The sequence below is a fragment of the Salinispora sp. CH2A1_6 genome (assembly GCF_056820975.1).
In genome coordinates, this window is sequence record NZ_JBXEDG010000016.1 from 127643 (window position 1) to 152868 (window position 25226).

A 25226-nucleotide genomic window follows, 5' to 3' on the forward strand; every position below is an offset into this window, starting at 1 on the left:
CGTCGGTGGTGCGGCCCTCAGAGGAAGGCCCACCCCTCACCGCGGTACGTGGCGGCGACCGTCCCGACGGTCTCCGCCTCCACCAGGTGGAGTGTGTTGACATGCTCGGCGAGCTCGCCGGCCTTGGCGTGCCGAAACCAGACCCGGTCGCCGATCCGAAGCGTGTCGGCGGCCCGGCCGGTAAGCGGAGTCTGCACCTCGCCGGCGCCCTCCGCGCCGACCAGCCGGAGGCCAGCTGGGAGGACCGGGCGGGGGAGACGACTACGTTCGGCCGGCCCGGAGGCGATCCAGCCGCCGCCGAGCACGGTGGCGTAGTCGGGCGCCGGCCGGCGGGCTACCGCGCAGGCGAAGAAGGCGGCGGGGGCCGGGCGCCAGGCCCGGTAGGTGTCGAAGAGCGTCGGTCCGTACAGTCCGGACCCGGCGGCGACCTCGGTGACCGCGGGATCGGCGCTGGTGGCGGCCAGGCTGCCGGTGCCGCCACCGTTGACGAACTCCAGTTCGGCATGCTCGCGGACCGCCGCCACCGCCGCGCCCCGGCGGGACAGCAGTTCCCGGTACGACCCGCGTTGAACCAGTCGGATCGCCGCGCCGAGCAGCGCCCGCCCCGGCGGCGCGTCGCCCATCCCGGCGATCTGTGCCTCGTACGCCATCAACCCGACCAGCCGGAATCCCGGCCGGTCGGCGACGGTGGCGGCGAGCGCGCCGGCCGCTTGTGGATCATGCACCGGCGAGCGGCGCACCCCGAGGTGCAGCCGCCCGCCCAGCGGTCGCCAGGAGGCGTCCAGGTCCAGGCAGACCCGCAGCTCGGGCCGGCGACCTGGGGCGCGGACGGCGTCCACCAGATCGAGCTGGGCGGGATCGTCGATCATCAGGGTCACCGCGGCGGCGAGCGTCGGATCACCGGCCAGTTCGGCGAGCGCGGCCCGGTCGGTCGCGGGATACGCCACCACCACGTCGTCGGTGACCCCGCACCGGACCAGCCAGAGCGCCTCGGCGAGGGTGAACGCCAGCACACCCGCCCAGCCGGGAGTGGCCAGGGCCCGGGAGATCAGCGTCCGGCAGCGGACCGACTTGCTGGCCAGGCGGACCGGCTTGCCGCGGGCGCGCTCGGCGAGGGCGGTGGCGTTGGCGTCGAACGCCCGGAGGTCAACCACCGCGTACGGCGGGTCGAGGTGGGCGGTCGCGTCGTCGAGTCGGGCACGCAGTTCCGCGGTGTCGGGGGCCACGTGGTGCACGCTAGCCGTACCGGGGTCGATGCCCAAGCACCTCGCCTCGGGCGGGCTGCGGGCGGTGGACCCCCGCGCCTAGGCTCGGCGAGCAGGGGAATGTCACAGCGGTATGCCATCGGGCCGGGGCTAGAGTGTTGCACCGAGACCGCCCAGTAACGGGTCGCCATGTGGAGGTACGGCCATCGAAAGCCAGCAGAACGGCGCGTCGGCCAACAGTTCGTCGCCCGCAGCCGAGTCCGGACCGGCGGGCCCGTCCGGGACCGCGGCGCCGGCCAGCCAGCCCGACCACTCGGGCTACGCCGCGATCCGATCAGTCCTGCGCATCCGCCCGTTCCGGCGGCTCTGGATCGTGCTCGGTGCCGCCTCGTTCGGTGACTGGTTCGGCCTGCTCGCCACCTCCGTCTTCGCCGCCTCCCAGGTGGAGGGGAACACCGCCAAGGGCGCGGCCTTCGGCACGGTCATCGCGATCCGGCTGCTGCCGGCTCTGCTCCTCGGGCCGATCGCCGGCGTCTTCGCCGACCGGTTCGACCGCCGCTGGACGATGGTCATCTGCGACCTGCTGCGGTTCCTGCTCTTCGCCTCGATCCCGCTGGTCGCGGTCCTGGGGGCGAGTGGCGCGGTGGTGGTCGGGTGGGCCACGATCGCCACGTTCCTGATCGAGTCGATCACCCTGCTCTGGATTCCGGCCAAGGAGGCCGCGGTCCCGAACCTGATCCCGCGGGCCCGGCTCGAAGCGGCCAACCAGCTCACGCTGATCACCACGTACGGCCTCACCCCGGTCCTCGCGGCGACCGTCCTCGCCGCGCTGGACGGCGTGGTCCGGGCCGCCACCGGTGGTGCCGCTCCGGACTGGGCCGAGCCGGCCCAGCTCGCGCTCTGGTTCAACGCGCTCTCCCGGCTGGCCATCGCCGTGGTGGTCGCGTACGGCATCCGGGAGATCAGCCAGGGCCCTGCCGCCCAGCGGGACCAGACCGAGCAGAGCATGCTGCGCCAGTTCAAGGACGGCTGGCGGTTCATCGGCCAGACCCCACTGGTCCGGGGTCTGGTGCTGGGCATCTTCGGTGCCTTCGCCGGCGGGGGCATCGTGATCGGCACGGCCCGCTTCTTCGCCAACTCGCTCGGTGCCGGCGACGCCGCCTTCTACCTGCTGTTCGGGGCCATCTTCATCGGCCTGTCGATCGGCATCGGGCTCGGTCCGATGATCGTCAAGGAGATGTCCCGGCGGCGCTGGTTCGGCATGAGCATCGTGCTCGCCAGCGCCGCGGTGATGACCCTGGCCTTCGCCATCCACCTCTCCATGGCGATGGTGGGTGCGGTCCTGGTCGGCGCGGGCGCCGGCATGGCCTTCCTCGCCGGCACCACGCTGCTCGGTGGCGAGATCGCCGACGAGGTGCGGGGGCGGGTCTTCGCAGTGGTGCAGATCGGCACCCGGATGGTGCTGATCCTGGCCATCGCGTTGAGCAGCCTGCTCGCCGGGGTTGGTGGCTCCCGCCGCTTCGAAGTCGCCAACCTGGGGATCTCGATCTCATCCACCCGGCTGCTGCTGCTCGCCGCGGGGCTGGCGGGCATCTTCGCTGGAATCAGCGCGTTCGGGCAGATGGACGACAAGAAGGGCGTTCCCGTCCTGGCCGACCTGTGGGGCTCGATGCGTGGGCGACCGCTGACGCCAGCCGAGCCGTTCACCTCCGCCGGGCTGTTCGTGGTCTTCGAGGGGGGCGAGGGAGCCGGCAAGTCCACCCAGCTCGCTCTGCTCGCCGGGCGGCTGCGGGACCAGGGGCGGGACGTGGTGGTCACCCGTGAGCCCGGCGCCACCGGAATCGGTGAACGAATCCGGTCCCTGCTGCTCGGTCAGCCGGGTTCCGAGGTCCCCTCCCCCCGCGCCGAGGCGCTGCTCTACGCCGCCGACCGGGCCCACCACGTGGCCACCGTGGTGCGGCCGGCACTGCTCCGGGGTGCCGTGGTGGCGAGCGACCGTTACATCGACTCGTCCCTGGCCTACCAGGGCGCGGGGCGGACGCTCCCCGTTGACGAGGTCTCCTGGCTCTCCTCCTGGGCCACCGGCGGGCTCAAGCCCGACCTGGTGGTGCTCCTGGACATCGATCCGAGTTCCGGGCTGTCCCGGGTGGCTGCCCGGAGCGGGACCCCCGACCACCTGGAGGCCGAGTCGGTCAGCTTCCACGAACGGGTCCGGTACGCGTTCCTCGACCTCGCCGCCGCCGACCCGAAGCGCTACCTGGTGCTGGACGCCGCCCGGCCAACCGACGAGATCGCCGACGAGGTGGCTCGGCGGGTCGCCGAGCTGCTCGGCGCCCAGGCCGGCGGGCCGAACCCGCCGGCGGCGAGTGGTGGGCCGGCGGCGAACGCACCCGCGGCGAGTAGGCCGAACCCGCCAGCGGCGAGCGGGCCGGACACCGCGGTCCACTCCGAGTTATCCGACCCGAAGCTGGTGACGATGGAGCGTCGGACCTGATGCCAGACGTCTTCGCCGACCTGGTCGGCCAGGACGAGGCGGTGGACGTGCTGCGGCGGGCCGCCGCCGACGCCGCCGCCGTGCTCCGTGCCGGGACACCCGAGCCGGCGGAGCGTGAACCGGGGGCGGGGATGACCCACGCCTGGATCTTCACCGGGCCGCCCGGGTCGGGGCGGTCGGTCGCCGCGCGAGCCTTCGCCGCCGCCCTCCAGTGCGGGGACGGCAGCGGATGCGGCACCTGCCCCGGCTGCCACACCACGATGGCCGGCACCCACGCCGATGTCCGGCTGGTGGTGCCGGAGGGGCTCTCCATCGGCGTCAACGAGATGCGCGCCCTGGTGCTCCGCGCCGCCAGTACCCCCTCCGGCGGGCGGTGGCAGGTGGTGGTCATCGAGGACGCCGACCGTCTCACCGAGGCCGCCGGCAACGCCCTGTTGAAGGCGGTGGAGGAGCCGCCCCCGCGAACGGTCTTCCTGCTCTGCGCGCCGTCCATCCACCCCGACGACATCTCGGTGACCATCCGGTCGCGCTGTCGGGTCGTACCCCTGCGGCAGCCCGCACCGGCGGCGGTCGCCGAGGTGCTTGTTCGGCGTGACGGCGTCGAGCCCGACGTGGCGAACTGGGCGGCCGCCGCGGCCCAGGGGCACGTCGGGCGGGCCCGGCGGCTGGCCCGGGACCCGCAGGCGCGTACCCGGCGGGACGCGGTGCTCGCGGTACCCCGCCAGCTCACCGGGGTGGGCGCGGCGATCGACGCCGCCGCCGCGTTGATCGGAGCCGCCGAGGCGGAGGCCACGGCGTTGGTGGCGGACACCGATGCGGCCGAACGGGCCGCGTTGGAGACGGCCCTCGGCGCGGGCGGCACCGGTCGGCGAGCGGCCAGCGCGTTCCGGGGCGCCGCCGGGCAGGTAAAGGAGCTGGAGCGGCGGCAGAAGTCCCGGGCGACCCGGGCGCAGCGGGATGCGCTGGACCGGGCGTTGGTGGACCTCGCCGGCTTCTACCGGGACGCGCTCACGATGGCGCTGGGCGCCCCGGTCGAACCGGTACACACCGATACCGCCCCCGTCGCCGAGGCGGGGGCGCGCAAGTGGGATGCCGACGGCACGCTGCGTCGCCTGGAGGCGGTCCTGGCCTGCCGGGCCGCGATCGAGGCGAACGTCAAGCCCCGGATCGCCGTCGAGGCGATGATGCTCGCCCTCTGGAAGGGCTGACCTGGACTGTCTCCGGCTCTTGGGGACGGCGGTCAGTGGTCGCGGCAGCAGGGCGTTGGGCAGCTGGGCGGCATCGACACGCTCCACTCCGGTGCGGTACGGTCCGGTGTGCCATGGTGACGCGGGGGCAACGCTCAGTAACGCCAGTGCGGGAGGACGCGATGCCGCCGGGGGAGATCGACGAAGCCTGGATCGAGGAAGCGGTGCGGCGCTACCGCCGGATCGAGTCCCTGCAGGCCGAGTTCGACCAGGCGGTGACGACGGTCGAGGTCACGGTCCGTTCCCCGGACGGGCTGGTGGAGGTGGTGGTCACCGCGGCGGGGCAGATCACCGATGTGCGGTTCCTCCGCACGTTGCAGAACCGCCAACCCCGCGACATCGCCGGATCCGTGCAGGCGGCGGTGGCCGCCGCGGCCGACGCCGCGCAGTGGGCGCGGGAAAAGCTGCACAACGAGACCTTCACCGCCTACCGCCCGCTCACGGGGGCCTGAATGGAGGCGTTGCGCGCCCTCGCTCTCCGGCTGGAGGCGGCGAGCGAGACCCTGACCAGCCTCTCTCACGCCGCGCCGGCCACTGATCCGCCGGGAGTCGCCTTCGGCGGCGATGCGGTGGGGCGCCCCGGCGAGGTGGGCCGGGCCCTGCACCGGCAGTGGACGGCCGCCACCGATGACCGCGCCCGCGAGGCTCACCTGGTCGCCCAGCAGCTGGCCGCGGTGGCGGCCGCGGTCCGGTCCGCCGCCGACAACTACGCCGAGACCGACCAGGACGCGCGTTGGCGGTTCGTGGGGGAGACGTGATGGACCCACTGGAGCGACTCGCCGAGCCCGGCCTTGACCTGCTGCGTCGGGTCGACACCCTGCTCGCCACCGGCGCCCCGGAGGGACATGCCGTCTGGCCGCTGCTGCGCCGGATGCAGGTGCTCCCCGGTGCGGCGGTCCGGAGCTTCCTGGAGCTACCCGCCGTGGCCTTCTCCGATGCCGGTCGGTCGGTGCGTCACCTGGTCCGGGGGTATGACGAGGTCTCCGCTGCGCTCACCGAATCGGTGCTCTGGTCCGGCACCGCCGCGACCGCCTTCGGGGAGTACCGGGCGGCGCTACTGAGCCACCTCGACGAGGGGCCGGAGAGCCTGGTGGGGCGGCTGGAGGCGACCGCCGGCTACGCCGCCGCCCTCGCCGACTGGATCGAGCGCAGCCGGCGTACGCTCGCCCGGACTCTGGCCGCTGTGTTGGGCTCGGCCGAGGCGGTGGCGGTGGTTGCCGCGACGTCAGCGCCCCCCACGGCCTCGGCGCAGCTCGTGGTGTCGGTGCCACACCCCGCGGCGGAGGTCGAGGCGGCCGAGATCGCCGCGCGGGTGCTGGCGGTGCTCTCCGCCGCCTACGACGGGGCGGAGACACTCCTGCGGCAGTGGGGGCCCAGCCTGGCCGAATCCCCCTGGCGGGCACCGGTCACCGGAACCTCCCGCTACGACACCCCGACCCACGTCGGTTGGTGAGCACCGTGTATGGGTCGAGGGCAGCGGCCCTGGACGGGCCCGACAGCGACGTAGGGTGAGGGTATGGGCATGCTCTGCGCGGTCAGTTTCCACCGGTACGGGCGCCTCTACTACCTCGACCCGGGTGAGTTTCGGCCCCAGGTCGGCGACAAGGTGCTGGTCCCCACCGACGAGGGGCCCGAGGTGGCCGAGTGCGTCTGGGCCGCCGAGTGGACCTCCGACGACACTGCGGGATTCCCCCGCCTCGCCGGGCTGGCCCAGACGGAGGATCTGCGCCGCGACGAGCTGCTACGCCGGCGCAGAGCCGAGGCGAAGGTCGCGGCGAAACGCCTGATCCGGGAGCACGATCTGCCGATGAAGGTGGTCGCCGTAGACCACGTGCGTGGTGCGACGGAGGGCGGCGAGCGAAGCACGATCTATTTCACCGCCCCGCACCGGGTGGACTTCCGGTCGCTGGTCCGGGACCTCGGCGCGACCCTGCACTGCCGGGTCGAGCTGCGTCAGCTCTCCGCCCGCGACTCGGCCCGGGTACAGGGCGGCATCGGCTCCTGCGGGCGGGACCTGTGCTGCGCCACCTTCCTCACCGACTTCGAGCCAGTGACCATCCGGATGGCCAAGGACCAGGATCTGCCCCTCAACCCGCTGCGCATCTCCGGCGCGTGCGGCCGGCTGATGTGCTGCCTCAAGTTCGAGCATCCGCTCTACTCCGACAGTGGTGCCTACCCCGCCTCGGGTCAGCGAGTGGAGACACCAGCGGGCACCGCGAAGGTCGTGTCCCGGCATCCACCCAGCCAGACGGTCACTGTCCGGCAGATCGCCGACGGATCCACCCGCCGGTGCGCGCTCTCCGACGTCTGCGGATCGCGCCAGGCGTACGAGGCGCGCGACCGCAGCTGAGCGTGATCGCGACGCGACGACGACGAGGCGGGGTGCGACGACGGCTGCGGCTGCCCCCCGCGAGCGGCGGCCGTGGCTCAGCGGAGGACCACCGGGGGCTCGGCCAGGCGGGGCTCCAGTGGGGTCCGCGGGACCAGCCACGACGATTCAGCCGACTGGTCGGGGTTGACCTGCCAGTGGCGGCCCACCCGATCCACCCCGATCGGGTAGATCGTCAACGTCCCGTCCGGGGCGATGCGCATGCGGACGAAACCCTTCGAGTCCTCGATCCCCTGCCCGGCGAAGAGCTCGTTGGCGTTGACCCCGAAGGCGCTGGCCACCAGGAGGTACGCCGCCACCAGCTGGCTGGCCGCCAGCCCGCCCACCGAGCCGAAGAAGACGGCCGCGGCGACCACCGACAACGGCCACGGCCAGTCGTGGAACGGCAGCGCCAGCCACACCCAGGTGCCGACGGCCGCCAACCCCAGGTGGGCCAGACCGTGCCCCAGGCCGAGCAGCCAGTGCCGGAGCCGTCGCTGCACGGCACCGGGTGCCTCGGCGAAGAGGACCGTCGCGGTCAGGGTCACCAGCAGCATCGCCACCAACGGAACGCTGAACAGCCGCAGCTGGGTGCCGTTGTGGTTCGTGGAGACACCGACCATCGACAGGATCAGCAGCGTGTACAGGGCGCCGAGCAGCGTGGTGAAGCCCGGGTTGCGCCACGGCAGCCGCGCGAAGATGCCCCAGGCGTACCGCCGGGACCGCGCCGCGTCCGGATAGCGTCCCGCCAGCTCGTAGGAGTGCGGGGCGCTCGCCCGCCGCGCCAGCGTCTCCTTCGGCGGGACCTGGATGCGCTGGGGCAACACGTGCGTCGGATAGAGGTACGCGCCGCCGCCACCACAGGTGATCAGCTGACGGTCCGGCCCCACGTAACGGGCGTAGTGGTGGTGGTCGCCGGAGATGAGCAGGCGTACCTGGGCCCCGGTCGGTGCGACGATGGTGCGAATGAAGTAGTCGATCGAGTCGTACGCCGAGGGGTCTTTCGTGGTGGCCTTGACCCAGGTCGGCATCGGGACGGCCAGGATCACCCGGCTCTGCGGCCCCAGCCGTTCCGCCACCGAGTCGAAGTAGCTGAGCTGCGGGTCGTCCAGGTATGAGCCGGACTGGTCATCCAGGCCGAACAACCACCAGTCCGCTGGCAACTCCACCGCGAAGTACGACCGGGTCTGCGCGGTGTTCCAGCCGCCGAAGTGTCGGTCCCGAGACCGGACGAAGAGGCGCAGGAACGCGGTGAGGCCGTCGTACCAGTCGTGGTTGCCCGGGATCGCGAAGAGCGTCGGCTGTTCGGGCGGGGTGACCGGCAGCGCCGCCTGGTACGGGCCCTTGCACCGGTCCTCATATGTGTCGAAGGCCGCCGACGGGTAGACCTGATCACCCCCCAGCACCAGCACCTGCGCCCGGGGCAGCCGATGCCCGTCCACCGTCAGCTCCCGCTGGGCCAGCAGGTACGCCACCGAGTAGGTGGCGTCGAAGCCATCACCAAGGTCGGCGACGTAGTCCAGCCAGAGCCCACCGTCCGGCCCGACCTGCCGGGTCACCGTCGCGTCGAAGGTGTGCTGTAGCTCCCGTTTGTCCAGGTAGGCGCCGAACAGCAGCGCGAGTAGCGTCCGGATACCGGTGCTGATCAGCAGGAGCGGCGCCAGCCACGGCACCGGCCTGCGCGGGGTGAAGCCCAGCTCGAGCGGGTCGGTGCTGCGGGGGCGGTGCGCCGGCTGCCCGCCGGCCGCCTCACTGGCGTGTGGGCCACTCGGCGGCGGCCCGGGCGTTGGCGCTGCCGGCTCCGGACCAGTGGCCCGGTGGCCCGGGCCCGTCTCGCCCTGGTCACCGTTGCCGTCCGACCCGTGCGGAGTGGGATGCTGGTCCGGGAGGCCAGCAGCATGGTCGTCCGTCATCTGCGCAGCGTAGTGCCGCCGGGTCGACGGCGCTGTCTGGAGAACGTCAGGTTACGGCGCCCCGGTCCGGGAAAGGTGCCTCCCTCGGCCGCCCGGTCCCGGTGGGGATCCCGATCAGCGGGTCCGGCCGGGTGGCGTACACTTGCTGATCGTTGCCGCCTTAGCTCAGTCGGCTAGAGCGACGCACTCGTAATGCGTAGGTCGACGGTTCGATTCCGTCAGGCGGCTCGGGACAACGAAGGGCCCGTGACCAGGCGAAACGCCAAGGTCACGGGCCCTCGTCTTGATCAAGGTGAAGATCAACAGTGTACGTTTCCGTGTACCTGGTCCCGCTACTCCAGGTCCCAGAGGTCTCGCATCACGTCGGCGTACACCTGCCAGTAGAAGGCACGCCGGTCCGTGGCGGATTCAGAGACTGGTTCGCCAGGGCTAGCCAGCGTTGCCACCCCGGCCGCATAGCCCTCTGTCCAGCCCTCACGCCGCGCCCCCTCCAACTCGGCGGCGAGTTGTTCGCGAAGGTGGACCTCCAGCAGGCGCCGCTGATCGACGACCGCCGTCCGCCTGCGGGCGTTTACCCGGGAGAGTTCGCCCAGGACGAATTCCTGGCGCCGCACCTCCATGTCGTGGCCCATCCCGTCGATGGCATCCCAACAGTGCCGGACTTCGTTCCGGAGCCACGCGTTCTCCTGCCGGAGCTGGTATATCTCCTGCTGGTGCAGGCGTTCGCGCTTGCTGGTCATTGCGCGCTGGTAGGCGGCGGTGGCGGCGTGTGCCGCGCGGGCGACCAGTGGCATGGCGGGGCGACGGTGGGGGTGGGAGGGGTAGTTCACGCTGTCGAAGACCTCCGGTGAGTGCCGGTCAGGGGCGTGCTAGTCGAACACACGTATGAACAGATGGGAAGACTTCTCGGGGGTGTGTCGATGGATCTTCGCCCGGTTGCAGGCGGCGATGGTGCGCGACCGAGGGCCACGACCCCCGCACGGAGGCCCCCGTCACCGATGCTCGTGATCACTGATCAGCCCGAACAATTTTAGTAGCGTATCCATAGTCGACAACTCATATCGACGAATGATTTTTGGACGTCCGTTGACGTTTTGAATGTCCGCTACTTCATAGCGGACAGCTCGAACCTGTTCGGAACCACCATTCCGTGGTAGGGCGTACGGCGCGACGCTCCCGAGGCGACCACACCACCGGATGGCGGCGTGACGTGCGGGCAGGGAGTACCGTCGATGGCGGCAGGGCGCCGGTTGTAGCGGTCGGCGCCCGCCACCCCAGACCGCTACCTGGGAGAACCAATGCCGGCACCGACACGCACCATCGTGGACCCGAGATTCGGCGCCGAGCTGCGTCAGCGGCGCGAATCGCACGGCTTGACGCTGCGGCAGTTGGGCGTGGCGGTCAGCTATGGCAAGAGTCTGCTGCACCAGTTGGAGACCGGCCGGACCCGGCCAACAGTGGACGTCGCCGTGCGCTTGGACGACGCCCTGGCCGCGGGCGGGGCCCTGGCCGCTCTCGTCGCCGACATGCCCACCCCCAGCGAGCGCGCCACATATGCGGCCGAGCATCCCCGCCGGGTTGACCACGGTGCCGTGGATGCCCTGGCCGATCTGCTCGCCAGCTACCGGCGCCTAGAGGACAGCATCGGTTCAACTCTGGTTGTCGATCCGGTCCGCGTGCAGCTCGACACCGTTGTGTCCCTGCTGCGAGATGCCGGCCATCAGGTCCGGCCGGCGGTTGTGGATATGGCCGCGCAATGGGCCCAGTTCGCCGGGTGGCTAGGGATTGCCACCGGTGATGACCGCGCCGCCACAATGTGGCTCGGGCGCGCGCTGCAATGGTCCACCGAGGCCGGAAATCAAGATTTGATCGCTGCTGTGCTCTCGTTTCAGGGCCACCAGGCCGAGGGGCGCGGGGACCTGCCAACCATGATCGGCCTGTCCGGGGCGGCCCGCCGAGACGATGCGGTCCACACCGCGCTACGCGCATACTCCACCGGGCAGGGCGCCCGCGGCCTAGCCATGGCCAACGCCCACCCACGCGAGGTAGTCGGCCTCCTCAGCGAGGCTGCCGATCTTGCTAAGCAGGCCATCGGCCAGCCCCTGTCGCCGTGGGGCTACTGGTACACGCCCGCGTTTTTCGCTGTGCAGCAGGGGATTGTGTGGCGGTACCTGGGCGCCCGGGACGACCGGGCCAACGATCGGTCCCTGCGGTTGCTGACCGCCGGGGTCGCCGAGGCGAGTGAGGACGCCCGCGGATCGGACTGGCACGGCCGACACCTGGTGCACCTCGCGGTGGCGCACATGCAGGCCGGGGACACCAGCACTGCCCGGCAGGTCCTGGACGAAGCTCGCGCCATCGCCGACGCCACCGCGTCGCGGAAGCTGGCTAGGCAGGTCGCCGAGGCTGTCCGCCGCCTGTCCGCTACCCGGTAACGGACAGCGCCCATCCTGACAAGTAGCTCGGTGTCACCACAGGATCATTCTGGGTGGTGACACTGGTGCCGTTGCCGCCTCGACCTGATCGAGGGGAGCACGCGCATGATCCGGCTACTCCGCCGACTCCGCCGCCGGCCCGCACGGCTGGACGCCACCGGTCCCGCCACGGTGTATTCGGCGCGGGCCGGCGCCTACCGCCCGCTGTGGGACCAGCCGACGGTGATCCTCGATCATCGGCCGTTGATGACCCGGTTGGCCCGGCAGCGGGCCTGCCGCCGGTGATGGCCACCCACGCCCGGCCGCGCTCCGGCAGCCTGTCGACGGTCCAGCTACGCAACCGGATGATCCTGTCCGCCCGGCGGATCATCACCGAGCACTGGCCGCGGATCGACCGGTGCCCGATCTGCCGATCCGGGTGGCCGTGTCCGCCCACCGAGACCGCATACGACTACCTCGCCACGACCGGGCAGGGCAACTGGGCGCCACCGCAACGCGCCCGGAGCAGGCGTTGACGCCGGCCGACGTGACCGTCCGCCGGTGGTGGCGGGACCTAAACGACCACCGCCAGGTCGACGGACGCTGCCCCGTGTGCGGCACCCCGCGGCGGTGCTGGCCCTGGGCGGAGGCATACGCCGGGCTACTCACCCACGGCCTGCTCGGCCCACCCCTATCTCCGGAGGCGACGTGATGCGCTGGAGCCGCGCCCCGCCCGCACCGCCGGTACACTGGCCCGGCCCGTGAGCAGCCACGATCCCGGATAGATCAGGAGAGCGCCCGTGCAGGTATCCCAGGCCCTGGACGTGATGACTGCCATCCTCCGGGCAGCCGAGCACCCCGACATCGTCGAGGTCACCCGCTACGGCGCCGACACCCAGCCGGGCGGACAGTCGCCCCCGGGGATCAAGGTCAGACACCAGTCCGGGACAGCCGCCATGCTCTGGGCCGGCGTACCACCGCGCGACGCCACACCGGTACCGCTGCCCACCGGGCCGCTGCCACCGAAGCAGCGCGCCGCCCGAATCCTCGTGCTCGCCCAGCAACTCCTGGATGTCGCCCGGCCCGAGGTGTTCACCTCGTGGGAGCTGTGCCAACAGCCCGGCGTGGAAGTGCCCGTTGCCGCCGCGATCCGCATCACTGCCAGCGACCGATCGGTGATCTACCTCCGCGCTACCGCGGCATCCGGGGGCACGTCCGAGCCCGAGACCGACCCGTATCCGGACTACCAGATCCCCCAGGGAGTCCAGTCATGGCATCGTCTCAATGCTCCGCATGCGGAGCCCGCGTCAGTGTGAGCCCCGGCAAGAGTTGCCCACCGCATCAGGCGATGGGTGATCGCGCCCGCTGCCCCGGCTCCGGACAACCCACCATGTGACAGCAGACGGCCCCGCCCTCCCGACCTGGGAGGGCGGGGCCGCACCGTGTCGTAGTCCCGGCTGATGCGCCCCATGTCCGGCGCGTGTCACGGCGGCCTGGTTTGACGGCCGGTCGTACGGTGCGGTAGTGACCCGCACACGAATCGTGATCACTGCTGTGGCAGTAGCTGCACTGGGTGCCGGCATCGCTGGCACGGGCCTCTTCCTGGCCGCTACAGAGACACCATCACAGGCGCCACCCTCCGCAACGCCGGCCGCGGACACGGTCGATCCGTACGAGGTGTACCTAGACCTGGCCCCGTCGGGCGAGCCGACACTGTCCCGGGAGGACGCGCAAACCCGCGCCTACCTCGGGTGCGGTCAGCCGTGGGCGCCGAAGACGGTTGACGCGGTGCTGGCTGAGGCGTACGCCGAGCTGTGCGCGGATCTTGAAGAGCGCACGGGATAGCCCGGGCACGACGAAGCGCCCCGCCCGGCCGTGAGGCCAGGCGGGGCGCTATGGTCTGCCCCGCGTGGGCGGGAACAAGTAGATCCCACAGAACGCACCGAGCGCTTAGCGAAGGATCATCCCGCGTCGGTGGGGACATCCGTGATCGTGCAGGTGCACGTTCGGCTAAACCCAACACGCTACGGCCAGGGACGCGGGGAAGGCCCTCATGCCGTGAGCGCAGCAGTAAGAGAAGGGCCGGGCTAGGCGGGTCCCCTCGCCTAGCCCGGCCACCTCCACATGGATCTACTCACACACTTCTTGCTCAAAGCGCTATCAGTCGAGCGCACATCGACCTGCCTGGTCGACCCGGGGGCAGGATCCCCTCCTGGTGGGATATCCCTATCGCTCCCGCCGCTTTTTCAGTTCTCCATCGACAATTATGAGAACACCACCGATTATGACTACTCCGAGCAGCGCAAAGGAAAACCAGGATACCCTAAATCCGTTTAGAGCCATAGAGGTGAACCATAGGGTACCCCCGGCCAATATGAGGACCCTGGCAATGCGGTTCAGTCGATCCATCCCGCACTCCTTTCAGGAGGGCGGACTGCTGTCAGTAGCAGCCGACACTCCCCACCGTCTGTCCGCCCGGAACGGGCACCAAACTGAATGGTATGACGTAGTAGTGGAACTTAGCACACTTGCCACCAGCGTACATGGCAGTAAAATATGAAGCGGCCAGGCCCAGGGTGACACCGATCGTACCGCAGGTCGTATTCCCGATCACCGGGATCCACGCACAACCAGCCAGGATCGTGGTTGCAGCGCCTGCACCGCCGGCAGCGATAGCGGCCGTCTCACTTCGGCTAAAGATAATCTCGCCACCAAACCAGCGATCATTCCATGTCGGGTCCGCCACAATTGGGTAGGCGTAGCTGCGCTCGGTGTGGCTAACCACCTGAACCAACTTGCCGTTACGCACCTCGTAGTGCGTCGGCACGTCGACACCATTGGCGTCGACAGCCCATGGCGGAGAGATCGCAACCCCGCGCTCCTGGTCTGCGCTGATCACAGCACCAGCACCTGTAGTCTTGTCCAGCCTCAGCTCAGAACCAGCTCCAAGCGAAACTTCGTAGACAAACTCCGATGGGGCGGACGAATCCTCGATTACCGAGAGAACCCGCACGCCGTTCTGTGCGGGTTCCACAACATCGACCACGCTCTCGGTCTTCTGGGCACCCGTTAGGGCACCCCTCGGAGTGTGGCTCCACGCGTCAGCGCCATCGGTGTTCGGCAGGCCGATGGTCAGGGTCTTGTTTCCACGCAGGGCGACATTGATCCTATTTCCCTCAGTCTGGATCGTCGAAGCTCCGCCGACGGGGGCCGCCGTGGCTCCAACGGCGGCTTCGGCGCGGGTAACCAGTTTGTCCAGGCTCGTAGCTTCGTCGGCGAAAGCGACAGATGGTGAGTAGGTAGCTCCCATGACGCCGGCCAAGACAATGGAAAACACCGTGCCGAGTTTTCCCCTACTTGCATTCACGTACGCACTTCTCCTTCATCTCGCAATAAGAGACGGAGTTTATGGGACTTCATCGTCCGAAATCCCGTAAATCCCCTGCCCTGTCATCAGCGCCACAATAGGAGTGATAGGTGACATCCGGTGATGACAGGCGGCAAACCCTACAGAAGGTTCAAGCCCCTTGCAAGCTCCTAAGAGGATGGCCAGGCATATCATCCTAAATAGGACTTACGTGGGCCGGCCAAGCAGCCGCCCTCTATAACTATTTCGTCAACAGGGTCAGGGCTGCGGGGAGTAGCTATCCGCCCCCGGTCCCGCCGTCGGGCTCGTTCCTACGGCTCCGGGTGGGACAAGGGTGTCCCGCTGCCTCATATCGGGGCGCGGTCGGCGTACCCAGCAGCACACCAAGCCACGGCCAGCGTGCCTCGGCGACCCGGACGAGGGCGTAGTAGCCGGCCATCGCCAGCGCCACCACACCGGCCGTGAGGGCGGTGGACGAGTCGGCGTCGAGCACGATCCCCGCCTCCGAGGCGAGCCACGCGAGGAGGGCGCCGACGGCGGCGGGGACGACGGTACGGATGAGGCTGATTAGGTAGTCGTGCGTCATTGGGGTTTCCTCTCGGGGGTGGTGTCGGCGCCGACCTGCTCGGCGATTCGGCCGACCTGGTCCTTGAGTGACTGGCCGCCGTTGGGGCGTAGCTCCTCCAGGGCGTCAAGGCGGCATTCGATCCGGCCGACCCGGGCCATGAGCCCCGGGCGGCCGTCGGGTAGGCCGGCGCGGGGCGGCTCGCCCATCAGGTCATCGGCGAGCCTGGCCAGCTTGCGGCTGGTGCTCAGCGTCCCGCGGCCGGCGCGGCGAAGCACCTCCGCGGCGGCGCCGACAGCGGCGATCACCGCCGAGATGTAGAGCAGTTTCTCCACCGCGGACTCCTGAGGTGCGTAGCCGGTCAGGTAACCGGGTTGCGGTAGGCGGCTTCCCACGTCTTACGGCCCAGCAGCCCATCCACGCGGAGCCCCTGGTCGGCCTGGAACGCCTTGATCAGCTCCCGGTACTCCGGCCCATACAGGCCATCGGCGCCGGTCTTGCGCAGGTACCGCTTGCCCTTGCCGGCGGGCCAGCCTCGGCGGGTGAGCTGTTTGGTCCAGGCGGCCAGCCACTGCCGGTCGGTCTTGCCGGCGAATTTTCGCCGGTAGTAGCCCGACACCGACCTGTTCCCTCCGCTACGGGAGCCAAAGTAGTAGCCACTCGGCAGAGGGAACGCCACCACCGGGCCGGGAGCCGGCCGTGGCGTCACCGGCGCCGGCGTGCCGAGCTGGTCGAGCCGCCAGTCCGTACCCCGCACCGTGTCCGCGGCCTGGGTGAAGTCCGAGTTCACGTGGCAGTGGGTCGTGTGCCGATTCGACCCGGTGTACGCGTGGGTGGCGAAGTTGTGCCGGCGGTGCCAGATCCGGCCCTGGTAGATGATGTACCGCACCCACCACAGCGCACCCGATCGGGCGAGTGTCACCCACAGCTGCACGACCTGCTCCATCGTGACCCCGCCCGGGTCGTGCAGGTCGGCGTCGAAGTCCCGGGCCCGTACCTCGTCGAGCTGGTCGCCGTCGCGGTACTCCGGACGGCCGGTCCGGTCCGGGTTGTGCGACGACGGGTAGCTCTGGTGGGCGGCATCGCCGATCGAACCGTCCGATCTGGTGTCCCGATCGGGGAACCGCTCGGTTAGCTGGTCTCGTGCCTCATCCAGGTTCGGTACCACGGTCCACGCCATCGGTGTTCACCTCCACAATTGGCCAGTCGGTCTGCTCGGAATCGATCCACGGATCGGGGATCTGTTCGCCGATGTGCTGCTCCGGGCTCTCGTCGGGGGTTGGATGGGGATTGGTGGGCATAGGTGCTCCTGATATCGGAGTGGTCGTTAAAGAACGGCAATCCATTGGACGGGAATGTCGTCCCAGGTGCTCGGGGAGCTGACACCATCCCCGCGGTAAACAAATAGGGTGAATCCGCTGGCGGTGATGTTGATGGGCCGGGATTCCCAGCGGGCGGCGGCACCGCTGCCGCTGACGATTTGCGTCGACACATGAGGCGCCGACGCGAATGGCTGATCGAACGTCACGGATTCTGTGTAAATTGTCAGGTCGGTAAATGACACCTCGACCTGCCCGCTCTCCTGCTCCCCCAGCCGGGCCGGGGTGAGGAACATGCCGGATTGCCAGTGCGTCATGCTGTCCTCCTCATAGGGGCACCACTGCGGGATCCCACACCTGCACCTCCGTGCCGTCCGGCCACGCCCTACTCACCCCGTTGACGGCCCGCGCGGACAGGGCCACGGTTTGGGTGAGTCCGGTGCCGGTGATGCCGGTGGCGGTGACGCGTTCCCCGCCGCCGATCAATAAGTCCAGCGGAAAGTCCGCGGCGTCTGTTGTCCACGCGCCGTTTTCGGTGGTCGAGGTCATCGTCACCGTCAGTGCGGTATCGGATACGGCCGCGATGGTGGAGCCGTCCGCGCCGACCCGTTGCGGGCCGTCGACGACGGCGACGTCCCACGGTGAGCCGGGGGTGCCGGTGTGGGTGATGTCCCACCGGTAGGTGTCGAGTACCTCGGTGCTGCCCTGCACCATCACCGAGGTAGGGCCGGGCGGTAGCCACGGCGGCAGGTCAGACAGCGCCAGGACGTCACCGGCGTCAACGGCGGCGACGGCCGCGGTGAGGTCGCTGTCGTAGCCGGGCGCGGCCAGGTCGACGCGGATGGTGGGGTATCGGGCCTCGTCGACGGTGCCCAGGTGCAGCCGCCAGCCCGCTTGGTCGGGTAGCTGCCGGTCGTCGGACACGTCCAGCTGGGTCGACGTGTCGTAGGTGCCGACTCCGAGCGGCGGCGCCGCGGTGGACAGGGGGCCGCTGGTAGCGGTTGCTCGCGCCGAGGACCCGCCTGGGCGTGTCACGGTCACGTCGTTGACGATCCCGTTGTCGTCGTCGACGGGCTCGAAGGGTTCGCTGATGTGTCCGTCCGTGTAGCTGATCGGCAAGGGTGTTTGGTTGTAGAGGCTGCGTCGGGTCCGGTAGGACAGCCCGAGCAGGGAGCGGGACTCGGCCAGGATCCCGCCGTCGACGCGGGCCGCGGCTTGTAGTAGTTCGACCAGTGGCGCTGCCCGCTGCGGGCCGCATAGCTCGGTGAGGGTGGTGTCTCCGACCACCTCCAGGGCTACGCCAGCCTCGGCGGTCAGGCGGCGGATCCGCTCCCCGGCGTACTCGGAATCGAAGCCAGTAGACACGATCCGAAATTCGGTGCGCACGAACGGCAACTCGATCGGGGTGACGATCAGATGCCCAAAGAGTGCGCCGTTGGTGTGATCGTTGCCGAGCAGCTCCACCGAGGTAACCGCGCCGATCGGGCCGGCCAGGGTTTCACCGCCGGGCACCGTCGCCCAGAAATTGGTGTCGCCGACGCCGTGCCACACACCCGCCCACCGGGTACCGGCCGGATCCGATTGCACGTCGAGGGCGTGGGCCACCCAACCGGTCGGCTCAGCGCCGGTGCCGTACAAGACGTTACGGTCGCCCACCAGGACGCCGGCGGCGTCGTAGGCCCGCCACCAGTACGAGCCGTCGGTCACCGACAGCTCATACCGGGCGACCGACCCGCCGGCGACGCGGACCCGCATCACCAGCTGGTCACCGCCGGACGGCGGGCCGGCCAGGCGCATGTAGAACCCGACTGACCAGTGCCCGGATGCGTCGGTGCCGGCCCGCACGGGTGTCGAAATGGACGCCGTGGTGGTGGTCATCCGCGCGGCGGCGGCGGTGCCACCGAACGCGGCGCCGGGATCAACGCCGAACTCCACATCCTGGGCATCGCCGTAGGCGATGCCGTCGGCGGCACTGGCGGGCCGCGCGGACGCCGCGCCGTCCTCCAGCGGCAGGTACGCCGCCGGGGCGTAGGCGATAAACGTGCGGTAGACCGGCGACCGCAGCGACGCCGCGCCCTGAGTCAGGCGGCGTAGCACCCCGGCACCCTGCACCGGCACCCACACGTCGGTGCCGGAGCGGTCCCAGCGGGGCGGCCAGCTGGACACCTCCACGACCGCCCGCGCGGACCGGTCGACCAGGTCAACGGTCGGCGCGACCGTCCACAGCCGTCCGGCACCGTCGGTGAATGTTTGCGCGGTCAGGTCAGGCACGGTGTTGAGGTCAGGGTTGGCGACCACCGGCCCGTCGATACCGTCACGAACCTGGGCGGCGACCAGGTCGCCGGCAAGCGGGCCGGTCACGATCCCCGGCACGTGACCAAGCTCCAGCGCCGCGGTACCGGCGAAGATGGACGACGTCCCGGCGTCGACGACATCACCGCCCACCTGCGTCCACGGGCCAGCCAGGCCCTGACTCGCTTGGTAGAAGCGGGCGGTGACGCCGCCGGCGCCGTTGTCGACATCGAGGGTGATCCGCACAGCCAGCCGGCCGTGCGACGGCGGGCTGGCCGCGACGGACGCCTTCAGCGCCCGGCGGGCGCCGAAGGTGCCGTCAGGCGACCACGTGATGGTCAACCGCCCGTCACTGCCCACCAAGGCGGCCCACGACCGGTTGTCACCACTGGTGTTGTACCGGCCACCCAAGTCCATTGAGGCACCGGTGAACCAGTCGGCGAGGCAGTCGAACCGCACGTCTAGGTCCCCGACGATCCGCAGCGACGCATGATCCGGCGTGGACAGACTCTCCCCGGGGGTCAGGCCACGGAAACTCGCGGCCTGTAACGGTGGCCCCACCCGCACCCGCAGCGGCGTGTTACGGCCGATCACGCCGTAGTGCGGGCCGGTCGGGTTCCGCGGGCTGTAGGCGCCGGTGGTGTTACGGATCGACAGTGACACCTGCGTCGGCGCCGCCTCGGAACCCTCCGACATGCGCCCACGGCTGATCACTATTGGACCGTGGCCGGTCAGGACATCACTGGTGATGTCCGTCCAACCACCCACGTCCAACTCGACCCTCGCGTCCAGCGGATCGGCGGGAAACGCCATGAGCACTCCTGTCCGTCAAGCCGGACGAACCCGGCCCTGCTCAACCACAAGCCGGATCACCCCGGTCCGGATCAGGCCGAGAAACATGTCGGCGAACGCCCGCTCCATGGGCGCTCCGGTCCCCGCCTGGACGCGAATGGTGAGGCTGCCGCCGGACCGACCGGGCGGCAGCACCCGCTCACCCGCCAGAGCCATAATCGGCACCTGCTGTCCGGGGCTACCGGGCACCAGACCGCCGGTGTGGAACGTGGGCAGCCGCGGCGCCGAAACGCCTCGTCCGCCGATACCAGGAACCCATCCGGGTACCGTCCAAGACAGACGACCCACTGTCCTATTCCACGCTCGCGCGATAGCGCGGAAACCGGCTATGAATGGACGAGAAATCAGGTTACCTACCCGGGCGAATGCGCGGCCGATCCTCCCTGGCAGGCTGAGATACCAAGAAATAGCGCGGCCGGTAACTCGCCTTATCCCGTTCCATGCCGCCGTTACCGGCCCACCGATACGCCCCCACACTGCCCGCCAAAGATCCTGAAACCAGGTTGTCTTAGTAGCGACCCACACCACGGCGGCGACCAGGGCTCCGATCGCTACAACAACGAGGCCGATTGGGTTGGCGGTCATCGCCGCGTTGAGTAGCCATTGCGCGCCGGCCCAAATCTTCGAGCCGACTGCGGCAATTTTTTGTGCTGCGGCGGCGGCGAGAGTTCCGACCCGCGTTGCTCGCAGCCAACGCACACCCGATTTCATGGCTGGGATCAGGAAGTTGTAGAGGCCGGAGGCCAGGTCGCCAATGGCGAAACCCATCAACAGCAGCGCCTCAAATCCAATTCCGTCCTGGGCGACGCGCACGCCCTCCATGCCGTCCTGAACACCGGTCAGAGTGTCGCGGAAACCCATCGCCCGGGTGTCTACGTCGTCGGCGGCTTGGCCGACGCGATCGAATCCGTCCGCCGATGCGCGGACATCACGGTCCATTGACCGGGCGGCGGAACCCACCCGGTCGAATGCGGATTCAAGCTGCGCCGAATCGCCCGCGAAGGTCATCGTGACGGTGTTGCCGGCCATTAGTCGACCTCCACCCCAGCAGATTTCGCGGCGTCCAGTAGCGCTCGTTCAGTAACGCGGCGAACCTGATCGCGATTGCTGCTGTAGCCGGCCCACAGGTACCGCCCTTCCCGGCGGAATGGGCGACGAATAGACCGGCCACGGCCGACCCGTCCGCCGAAGTCCAGCCACGGGTAGTAGGGCACCCGTGCCCCACCAGCGCGCACCCGGACCGCCCGCCCGGTTGAGGCGGTACGCAGTGACCGAGCCGCCCGCCCGGACCGGCGCGGCACGCGTGGACGCGCCCAGTCCACGACGACCTGGGCGGCATCATTCATAGCTACGCGCAGCGTTTTCGGCAGGTCGCCGTCGAGCTTGCGGAGGTTGCGGGTAAACGCTGCGAGTCCGTCAATCTTGATCGGGTCAATCACCGCATACTCCCTTCCGCTTTCAGCCGTTCCAACTCTTCTCGCTGAGCTTTACGGGCGTAGTAAACGCCCCATTGCACAAACTCGTAATTACTCATTCCCGCGCGCAGCTCGGCGACAGTGCGGCCCAACTTCTGCGCGAGAAAGAACTCAAACTCAGTCGTTGGATCCGTCTCGAAAGGTCTGCATCGCCTCTTTGTCCGCCCCACTGAGCAGCCCGGACAGCTTGGCGATCTGCTCGGAAACGGCAACGAGGTCCCCGGCGTCACCGGACGCGCCCCAGGCCGCCACCTCTTCCTCGGTCATTTTTGGGGCGGTCATGCCCGTAGCGACAATGAAATTGTCACGGTCGGTCAGCGTCGCCTTGTCATTGGAGGCTAGGACCTCGTCACGGGTCAGTCCGCGAATGCCAACCGTCGAACCATCAGGAAGGGTAGCGATGCCCTTACCGGTCTTGCGGGCAAGAATCTCGTCGCGGGTCAGATGTGCCATGGCCTCTCCTGTCATGCCTGGGTGGAGTAGGTGACGTCGCCGGAATGCTGAAACTTGACCGTCCACATCACGAAATCGGCAACCGGATGCGTCTCTTTATACTCGCCCACAACGACATCAACCGATCTTTCCGGTCGGCCGGTGCCGGTGCCCTCGGGGCGGTATACGAAAACGGCATTAGTGCCGATCAGCGGCTCAATAACCGCCCGGGGCCCGGTAACGGCAGCGTTGTCGTAGGTGCCCGACAGGTCGGTTGACCCATCGCCCAGACCGCCGGCATAGACCTCATTGTCGCTGCCGTAGGTGGTCAACTTCCGAACGTCCGTGGACCTCGTCCAGTCCGAATCATTCAGGTACTGCGACAGGTCATTTCCCGCCAGTGATACGTAGGTGTGTTTACTGTGCACGCGGGCCATATCTTTGTTCCCTTCACTGTCCGCCTGGGCCTGCGATCCGGATCTCAACTAGCGCGACCATGTGGGTGTTACTGCCGATGGTCGCGCTGTCGAACTCCACGCCGGCGACGCGGATGGAGTCGAACGCGGTGTAGGTGCCCTCGTCTGCTTCGAGACCGGCCTTGACCGAGGTGTCGCCGGTGCCGGCGAGCCAGGTGGATAGCTGGTCGCGGGTGGACTCGTCGTGCACGCGGCCGGCGACCAGGGCGACGGTGAGGGTCAGCTCGTCACTGCCGCGGCCGTAGGTGGCGTCGTAGGTGTAGGTGTCGGGGTAGGAGACCACCGCGGCCGGCGCCGACACGGTGCCTGGCGGGTACGGGTAGACCGACCATGAGTCGTCGATGGTGGCGAGTCGGGCGGCGATGTCGCGCATCACGTCGGCGATGTCCACGGCTGCTCCTATGCGAATGCGGGCAGGACGAACGGGGAGAGCAGGGCGTGAACGTCCGGATCGATGCGGGCTACCCGCATCGACCCCCAGTCGGCCGAGCCGGCGATGCCCTCGGGGCTGGATCTGCGCTGGTGTAGCCGTGCTGCTTGCAGGAGCGCGGCTTGGGTGACTTCGTCGGGGACCGCCGGCCATCCCCACACGGCGGTGATCCGGGTGTGGGTGCCTGACCAGGTGCCCCGTAGGACGGTCACGGGCCAGCCCGGTTTGGGGTCGTCGGCGTACCAGCTGGTGTAGCTGGACCACGTGGACGGGGCTCTACCGAGTTCGACGGTCAGCCCGGTGGTGGTGGCGATGTCGTCGACGAGCAGTTGTGACTGCCCGGGGTGGGGGTCGCCGATGACACGGTGTCGTAGCGGCACCACCGCAACCCGCGCCGTGCCGGCGTCGGTGTGGAAGCGTCGGCCGCAGTGCCGGTCGATCCATCGGGACGCGGTGTGGATTGCCTGGTTGAGTAGGCCATCGGTTGAGGTGGTGGTGACGCCGAGGTAGTTCTTCAGCATGACGAGATCCACGTAGTTCATGGGTCGCCTCAGGTTCTCTGCCGCGGTGGGCTTTGCCGGCCAGCCGGCGGGGTCTTGGAGCCGTGGCCGCGAAGTTTGAGTTGCTCGTCGATCAGGGCGATCCGGTCGGTGTAGCGCTTCTTGATCGGTTCGTCAGCCTTGGCGGTGGCGCGGGTCAGCGCGGCGCGTTCGGCGGCCAGACCGGCGATGGTGCCGGCGGGGTTCGGATCGTTCAACGTGTCCATCGCTGCTCCCGTTCGATTGGTGGTGCTCGGCTGGGCGTACCGCTGGTGCGCCCAGCCGAGCGTGGGGCTAGGCGCCGGTGAAGGTTGGGGTGACCAGGCCGGTGCCGGCGACCTTGTGGGCGTGGGTGTAGCGGGAGTGGGTGTAGGCGAGGTAGCCGTACACGACGAGCAGGACACCCAGGGACGCGGCTTTGGCCTGCTCGGCGCGGATGTACATCGGGGCGTTCGGGTCTTCCCACAGGTGGCACTCGTTGCGGTCGACGAGGTAGATCTCGTCCTCGTTGGTGCCCGTGCCGAGGGTCGTGGCGATGTTGTTGTCGACGATCACGGGGGTGCCGTTGGGCAGGATGCCGCGGACGCCGCGCCCGTAGGCGGTGGCGTAGTTCGCGCCGAGGGTCTGCGCGACGATGCCGGGCTGGGTGATCAGCGGGTACGAGGTGCCCATGGCGTTTTGCATCCAGTACCAGCGGCGGGAGTGCATCACCGCGATGTTCTCGCCGGATGCCTGGTCCAGCAGCGCGGCTTCCACTCCGGACAGGGCTTCGATTACCCGCGGGTACAGCTCGGCGGTGGCCGGGGCGCCGGAGGTGTAGGTGACGGCGGTGGCGGTGGCTGACAGGCCGGTGCTGGCCTGGTTGAGCAGGGTGGAGCCCAGTCGGGTGGCGTAGCGGCGGAACAGGTCGTCGAGGATGACCGGTTCGGTGCCCGCGCCGCGTTCGATCGACTGGCGCGACATGGTCTGCTGCCCGGCGTTGGTCTGCACGGTGATCGTCAGCAGGGTGTCGTCGGCGTCCTGTTCGGTCACTGCGGCGTTCTCGGACGGTTGCAGGTCGGTGTCGGTGGAGGTGGTGATTCGGGAGATGTTCACCGTCATGCCCTGCGCCGGTAGGTCGTGGCGGCGGATCGCGTCGGCGAACGGGCGGCCGGCGGCGGCGGCCGGGGCGTACATGTCGGTCAGGTACTGCGGCACGGTCAGGCCGGCGAACGCGCCGGTGCCGATGGCGCGGATGTGCTGGCCGCGCTCGACCTGCTCTTCGGCCATGTGCCGGGACAGGCGGTCCCGGGCGGCGAAGTCACCCACGAACATCGCGGCCACGTCACGCTCGAAGCCGGCGCCGCGCGGGTCCTGGTCTCGCCGGTAGGTGCGCTCCTCGGCGCCGACGCGGGCCACCTGGTCGTAGGCCGGGGGTCGGGCGCCGGTGGTCTCGGTGCGGGCGGCGAGTTCGGCGATCTCGTCTTCGCGGCGCTGCTCGGCGAGCAGTTCGGCGAGGTCGGCCTCGGCGCGGGTAACCGCGGCGTCGGCGTCGTCTCGGGTCTGCCGGCGGGCGGTGACAGCGTCCTCGGTCAGGTTCGGGTCCTGCCGCAGCGCCATAAGCTGGTCCTGGGCGGCCTGGCGGGTGGTGATCGCCGTGCGCAGCGTGTCCCGCGCCCGGGCGATCATCTCGGTGAGCGTCATGCTCATGACTCCCTTGTGGTGGTGAGTGATCGGTGGCGCCCGGTCCAGGTCAGACGGCCACCCGAGGCGGTAGCGCCGGGTGGGCTCGTGCGAGGCAGAGCAGGGCGAGGTACCCGACGCCCGCGCGGGCGACAGGTGCTCTGGTGATCGGGGCT

Annotated in this window: 30 protein-coding genes and 1 tRNA gene; 13 read left to right on the forward strand and 18 right to left on the reverse strand. The window is 69.6% G+C overall.

Annotated features, from left to right (window positions below):
* Positions 1–17: 17 nt before the first annotated feature.
* A complete protein-coding gene (locus tag AC1UKG_RS21460) occupies positions 18–1235 on the reverse strand; it encodes an alanine racemase (protein ID WP_018743859.1) in 1218 nt (405 codons plus the stop codon).
* A 343-nt stretch (positions 1236–1578) separates the two neighbouring features.
* Here AC1UKG_RS21460 and tmk point away from each other — a divergent pair, with 343 nt between their 5' ends.
* The 6 genes from tmk (at position 1579) to AC1UKG_RS21490 (ending at position 7296) form a co-directional block, all read left to right on the forward strand.
* The gene (gene tmk / locus AC1UKG_RS21465) at positions 1579–3699 is read left to right on the forward strand and encodes a dTMP kinase (protein WP_018743860.1); all 2121 of its coding nucleotides are present in this window, start codon (positions 1579–1581) and stop codon (positions 3697–3699) included.
* Positions 3699–4907: a DNA polymerase III subunit delta' gene (locus AC1UKG_RS21470; protein WP_018743861.1), complete on the forward strand. Its 1209-nt coding sequence runs from the start codon at positions 3699–3701 to the stop codon at positions 4905–4907. The genes tmk and AC1UKG_RS21470 overlap by 1 nt, the downstream gene beginning before the upstream one ends.
* Before the next feature lie 161 nt (positions 4908–5068).
* The gene (locus AC1UKG_RS21475) at positions 5069–5398 is read left to right on the forward strand and encodes a YbaB/EbfC family nucleoid-associated protein (protein ID WP_018731286.1); all 330 of its coding nucleotides are present in this window, start codon (positions 5069–5071) and stop codon (positions 5396–5398) included.
* The gene (locus AC1UKG_RS21480; protein ID WP_018743863.1) at positions 5399–5704 is read left to right on the forward strand and encodes a hypothetical protein; all 306 of its coding nucleotides are present in this window, start codon (positions 5399–5401) and stop codon (positions 5702–5704) included.
* Entirely contained in the window at positions 5704–6399 is a 696-nt protein-coding gene (locus AC1UKG_RS21485; protein ID WP_482643126.1) for a hypothetical protein, read from the forward strand. The genes AC1UKG_RS21480 and AC1UKG_RS21485 overlap by 1 nt, the downstream gene beginning before the upstream one ends.
* A gap of 63 nt (positions 6400–6462) precedes the next feature.
* A complete protein-coding gene (locus AC1UKG_RS21490) occupies positions 6463–7296 on the forward strand; it encodes a PSP1 domain-containing protein (RefSeq protein ID WP_482643125.1) in 834 nt (277 codons plus the stop codon).
* 77 nt (positions 7297–7373) lie between these two features.
* Here AC1UKG_RS21490 and AC1UKG_RS21495 read toward each other — a convergent pair whose 3' ends face one another.
* Positions 7374–9227: a metallophosphoesterase gene (locus tag AC1UKG_RS21495; RefSeq protein WP_018743866.1), complete on the reverse strand. Its 1854-nt coding sequence runs from the start codon at positions 9225–9227 to the stop codon at positions 7374–7376.
* Positions 9228–9381: 154 nt separating this feature from the next.
* On the opposite strand from AC1UKG_RS21495, the gene AC1UKG_RS21500 reads away from it, so the two are divergent.
* Positions 9382–9455: transfer RNA gene (locus AC1UKG_RS21500), tRNA-Thr, on the forward strand.
* Positions 9456–9559: 104 nt separating this feature from the next.
* Here AC1UKG_RS21500 and AC1UKG_RS21505 read toward each other — a convergent pair.
* On the reverse strand, positions 9560–10021 hold the full coding sequence (locus AC1UKG_RS21505; RefSeq protein ID WP_482643166.1) for a hypothetical protein: 462 nt from the start codon (positions 10019–10021) through the stop codon (positions 9560–9562).
* 504 nt (positions 10022–10525) lie between these two features.
* Here AC1UKG_RS21505 and AC1UKG_RS21510 point away from each other — a divergent pair.
* From AC1UKG_RS21510 to AC1UKG_RS21535, 6 genes are all read left to right on the forward strand, one after another.
* Positions 10526–11662: a helix-turn-helix domain-containing protein gene (locus AC1UKG_RS21510; protein ID WP_482643124.1), complete on the forward strand. Its 1137-nt coding sequence runs from the start codon at positions 10526–10528 to the stop codon at positions 11660–11662.
* A 105-nt stretch (positions 11663–11767) separates the two neighbouring features.
* On the forward strand, positions 11768–11947 hold the full coding sequence (locus AC1UKG_RS21515; protein ID WP_482643123.1) for a hypothetical protein: 180 nt from the start codon (positions 11768–11770) through the stop codon (positions 11945–11947).
* A complete protein-coding gene (locus AC1UKG_RS21520; RefSeq protein WP_482643165.1) occupies positions 11947–12177 on the forward strand; it encodes a hypothetical protein in 231 nt (76 codons plus the stop codon). The genes AC1UKG_RS21515 and AC1UKG_RS21520 overlap by 1 nt, the downstream gene beginning before the upstream one ends.
* Positions 12174–12353, forward strand: coding sequence for a hypothetical protein (locus AC1UKG_RS21525; RefSeq protein WP_482643122.1), 180 nt, complete (start codon positions 12174–12176; stop codon positions 12351–12353). The genes AC1UKG_RS21520 and AC1UKG_RS21525 overlap by 4 nt, the downstream gene beginning before the upstream one ends.
* Positions 12354–12441: 88 nt before the next feature.
* A complete protein-coding gene (locus AC1UKG_RS21530; protein ID WP_482643121.1) occupies positions 12442–12957 on the forward strand; it encodes a hypothetical protein in 516 nt (171 codons plus the stop codon).
* Between the two features lie 208 nt (positions 12958–13165).
* Entirely contained in the window at positions 13166–13486 is a 321-nt protein-coding gene (locus AC1UKG_RS21535; protein ID WP_482643120.1) for a hypothetical protein, read from the forward strand.
* A gap of 595 nt (positions 13487–14081) precedes the next feature.
* Here the strand turns inward: AC1UKG_RS21535 and AC1UKG_RS21540 are convergent.
* The 15 genes from AC1UKG_RS21540 to AC1UKG_RS21610 all read right to left on the reverse strand — a co-directional run bounded on the left by AC1UKG_RS21540 (position 14082) and on the right by AC1UKG_RS21610 (position 25071).
* Positions 14082–15008, reverse strand: coding sequence for a hypothetical protein (locus tag AC1UKG_RS21540; protein ID WP_482643119.1), 927 nt, complete (start codon positions 15006–15008; stop codon positions 14082–14084).
* A gap of 277 nt (positions 15009–15285) precedes the next feature.
* On the reverse strand, positions 15286–15594 hold the full coding sequence (locus AC1UKG_RS21545) for a hypothetical protein (RefSeq protein ID WP_482643118.1): 309 nt from the start codon (positions 15592–15594) through the stop codon (positions 15286–15288).
* Positions 15591–15908, reverse strand: coding sequence for a hypothetical protein (locus AC1UKG_RS21550; protein WP_482643117.1), 318 nt, complete (start codon positions 15906–15908; stop codon positions 15591–15593). Before AC1UKG_RS21550 ends, AC1UKG_RS21545 begins: the two co-directional genes overlap by 4 nt.
* A gap of 26 nt (positions 15909–15934) precedes the next feature.
* Complete coding sequence (locus AC1UKG_RS21555; RefSeq protein ID WP_482643116.1) at positions 15935–16753, reverse strand: peptidoglycan-binding domain-containing protein; 819 nt, start codon at positions 16751–16753, stop codon at positions 15935–15937.
* Positions 16722–16874 (reverse strand): hypothetical protein, encoded by a 153-nt coding sequence (locus AC1UKG_RS21560; protein ID WP_482643115.1) that lies wholly within the window; start codon positions 16872–16874, stop codon positions 16722–16724. Before AC1UKG_RS21560 ends, AC1UKG_RS21555 begins: the two co-directional genes overlap by 32 nt.
* A 26-nt stretch (positions 16875–16900) precedes the next feature.
* Positions 16901–17209 carry an H-type lectin domain-containing protein gene (locus AC1UKG_RS21565; RefSeq protein ID WP_482643114.1) on the reverse strand — a complete coding sequence of 103 codons (309 nt, stop codon included), beginning with the start codon at positions 17207–17209 and terminating at the stop codon, positions 16901–16903.
* A gap of 10 nt (positions 17210–17219) precedes the next feature.
* A complete protein-coding gene (locus tag AC1UKG_RS21570) occupies positions 17220–19997 on the reverse strand; it encodes a hypothetical protein (RefSeq protein ID WP_482643113.1) in 2778 nt (925 codons plus the stop codon).
* Between the two features lie 15 nt (positions 19998–20012).
* A complete protein-coding gene (locus AC1UKG_RS21575) occupies positions 20013–21065 on the reverse strand; it encodes a hypothetical protein (protein ID WP_482643225.1) in 1053 nt (350 codons plus the stop codon).
* Positions 21065–21475, reverse strand: a complete 411-nt coding sequence (locus AC1UKG_RS21580; protein WP_482643111.1) for an HK97 gp10 family phage protein — start codon at positions 21473–21475, stop codon at positions 21065–21067. Before AC1UKG_RS21580 ends, AC1UKG_RS21575 begins: the two co-directional genes overlap by 1 nt.
* 153 nt (positions 21476–21628) lie before the next feature.
* Positions 21629–21964 (reverse strand): hypothetical protein, encoded by a 336-nt coding sequence (locus AC1UKG_RS21585; protein WP_482643110.1) that lies wholly within the window; start codon positions 21962–21964, stop codon positions 21629–21631.
* 11 nt (positions 21965–21975) lie between these two features.
* Entirely contained in the window at positions 21976–22380 is a 405-nt protein-coding gene (locus AC1UKG_RS21590; protein ID WP_482643109.1) for a hypothetical protein, read from the reverse strand.
* Positions 22381–22393: 13 nt separating this feature from the next.
* The gene (locus tag AC1UKG_RS21595; protein ID WP_482643108.1) at positions 22394–22810 is read right to left on the reverse strand and encodes a hypothetical protein; all 417 of its coding nucleotides are present in this window, start codon (positions 22808–22810) and stop codon (positions 22394–22396) included.
* 8 nt (positions 22811–22818) lie between these two features.
* The gene (locus AC1UKG_RS21600) at positions 22819–23391 is read right to left on the reverse strand and encodes a head-tail connector protein (protein ID WP_482643107.1); all 573 of its coding nucleotides are present in this window, start codon (positions 23389–23391) and stop codon (positions 22819–22821) included.
* A gap of 8 nt (positions 23392–23399) precedes the next feature.
* Positions 23400–23615, reverse strand: a complete 216-nt coding sequence (locus AC1UKG_RS21605; protein ID WP_019901219.1) for a hypothetical protein — start codon at positions 23613–23615, stop codon at positions 23400–23402.
* A gap of 67 nt (positions 23616–23682) precedes the next feature.
* Positions 23683–25071, reverse strand: a complete 1389-nt coding sequence (locus AC1UKG_RS21610; protein WP_482643106.1) for a hypothetical protein — start codon at positions 25069–25071, stop codon at positions 23683–23685.
* Positions 25072–25226: the final 155 nt, after the last annotated feature.

Coding starts and splice junctions, on each gene's coding strand:
- AC1UKG_RS21610 (WP_482643106.1), bottom strand. CDS start 25,071: ATGACGCTCACCGAGATGATCGCCCGGGCGCGGGACACGCTGCGCACG.
- AC1UKG_RS21470 (WP_018743861.1), top strand. CDS start 3,699: ATGCCAGACGTCTTCGCCGACCTGGTCGGCCAGGACGAGGCGGTGGAC.
- AC1UKG_RS21515 (WP_482643123.1), top strand. CDS start 11,768: ATGATCCGGCTACTCCGCCGACTCCGCCGCCGGCCCGCACGGCTGGAC.
- AC1UKG_RS21475 (WP_018731286.1), top strand. CDS start 5,069: ATGCCGCCGGGGGAGATCGACGAAGCCTGGATCGAGGAAGCGGTGCGG.
- AC1UKG_RS21545 (WP_482643118.1), bottom strand. CDS start 15,594: ATGACGCACGACTACCTAATCAGCCTCATCCGTACCGTCGTCCCCGCC.
- AC1UKG_RS21590 (WP_482643109.1), bottom strand. CDS start 22,380: ATGGCCCGCGTGCACAGTAAACACACCTACGTATCACTGGCGGGAAAT.
- AC1UKG_RS21565 (WP_482643114.1), bottom strand. CDS start 17,209: ATGACGCACTGGCAATCCGGCATGTTCCTCACCCCGGCCCGGCTGGGG.
- AC1UKG_RS21520 (WP_482643165.1), top strand. CDS start 11,947: ATGGCCACCCACGCCCGGCCGCGCTCCGGCAGCCTGTCGACGGTCCAG.
- AC1UKG_RS21560 (WP_482643115.1), bottom strand. CDS start 16,874: ATGCCCACCAATCCCCATCCAACCCCCGACGAGAGCCCGGAGCAGCAC.
- AC1UKG_RS21555 (WP_482643116.1), bottom strand. CDS start 16,753: ATGGCGTGGACCGTGGTACCGAACCTGGATGAGGCACGAGACCAGCTA.
- AC1UKG_RS21585 (WP_482643110.1), bottom strand. CDS start 21,964: ATGGCACATCTGACCCGCGACGAGATTCTTGCCCGCAAGACCGGTAAG.
- AC1UKG_RS21605 (WP_019901219.1), bottom strand. CDS start 23,615: ATGGACACGTTGAACGATCCGAACCCCGCCGGCACCATCGCCGGTCTG.
- AC1UKG_RS21570 (WP_482643113.1), bottom strand. CDS start 19,997: ATGGCGTTTCCCGCCGATCCGCTGGACGCGAGGGTCGAGTTGGACGTG.
- AC1UKG_RS21495 (WP_018743866.1), bottom strand. CDS start 9,227: ATGACGGACGACCATGCTGCTGGCCTCCCGGACCAGCATCCCACTCCG.
- AC1UKG_RS21485 (WP_482643126.1), top strand. CDS start 5,704: ATGGACCCACTGGAGCGACTCGCCGAGCCCGGCCTTGACCTGCTGCGT.
- AC1UKG_RS21490 (WP_482643125.1), top strand. CDS start 6,463: ATGGGCATGCTCTGCGCGGTCAGTTTCCACCGGTACGGGCGCCTCTAC.
- AC1UKG_RS21600 (WP_482643107.1), bottom strand. CDS start 23,391: ATGAACTACGTGGATCTCGTCATGCTGAAGAACTACCTCGGCGTCACC.
- AC1UKG_RS21575 (WP_482643225.1), bottom strand. CDS start 21,065: ATGGCCGGCAACACCGTCACGATGACCTTCGCGGGCGATTCGGCGCAG.
- AC1UKG_RS21510 (WP_482643124.1), top strand. CDS start 10,526: ATGCCGGCACCGACACGCACCATCGTGGACCCGAGATTCGGCGCCGAG.
- AC1UKG_RS21480 (WP_018743863.1), top strand. CDS start 5,399: ATGGAGGCGTTGCGCGCCCTCGCTCTCCGGCTGGAGGCGGCGAGCGAG.
- AC1UKG_RS21505 (WP_482643166.1), bottom strand. CDS start 10,021: ATGCCACTGGTCGCCCGCGCGGCACACGCCGCCACCGCCGCCTACCAG.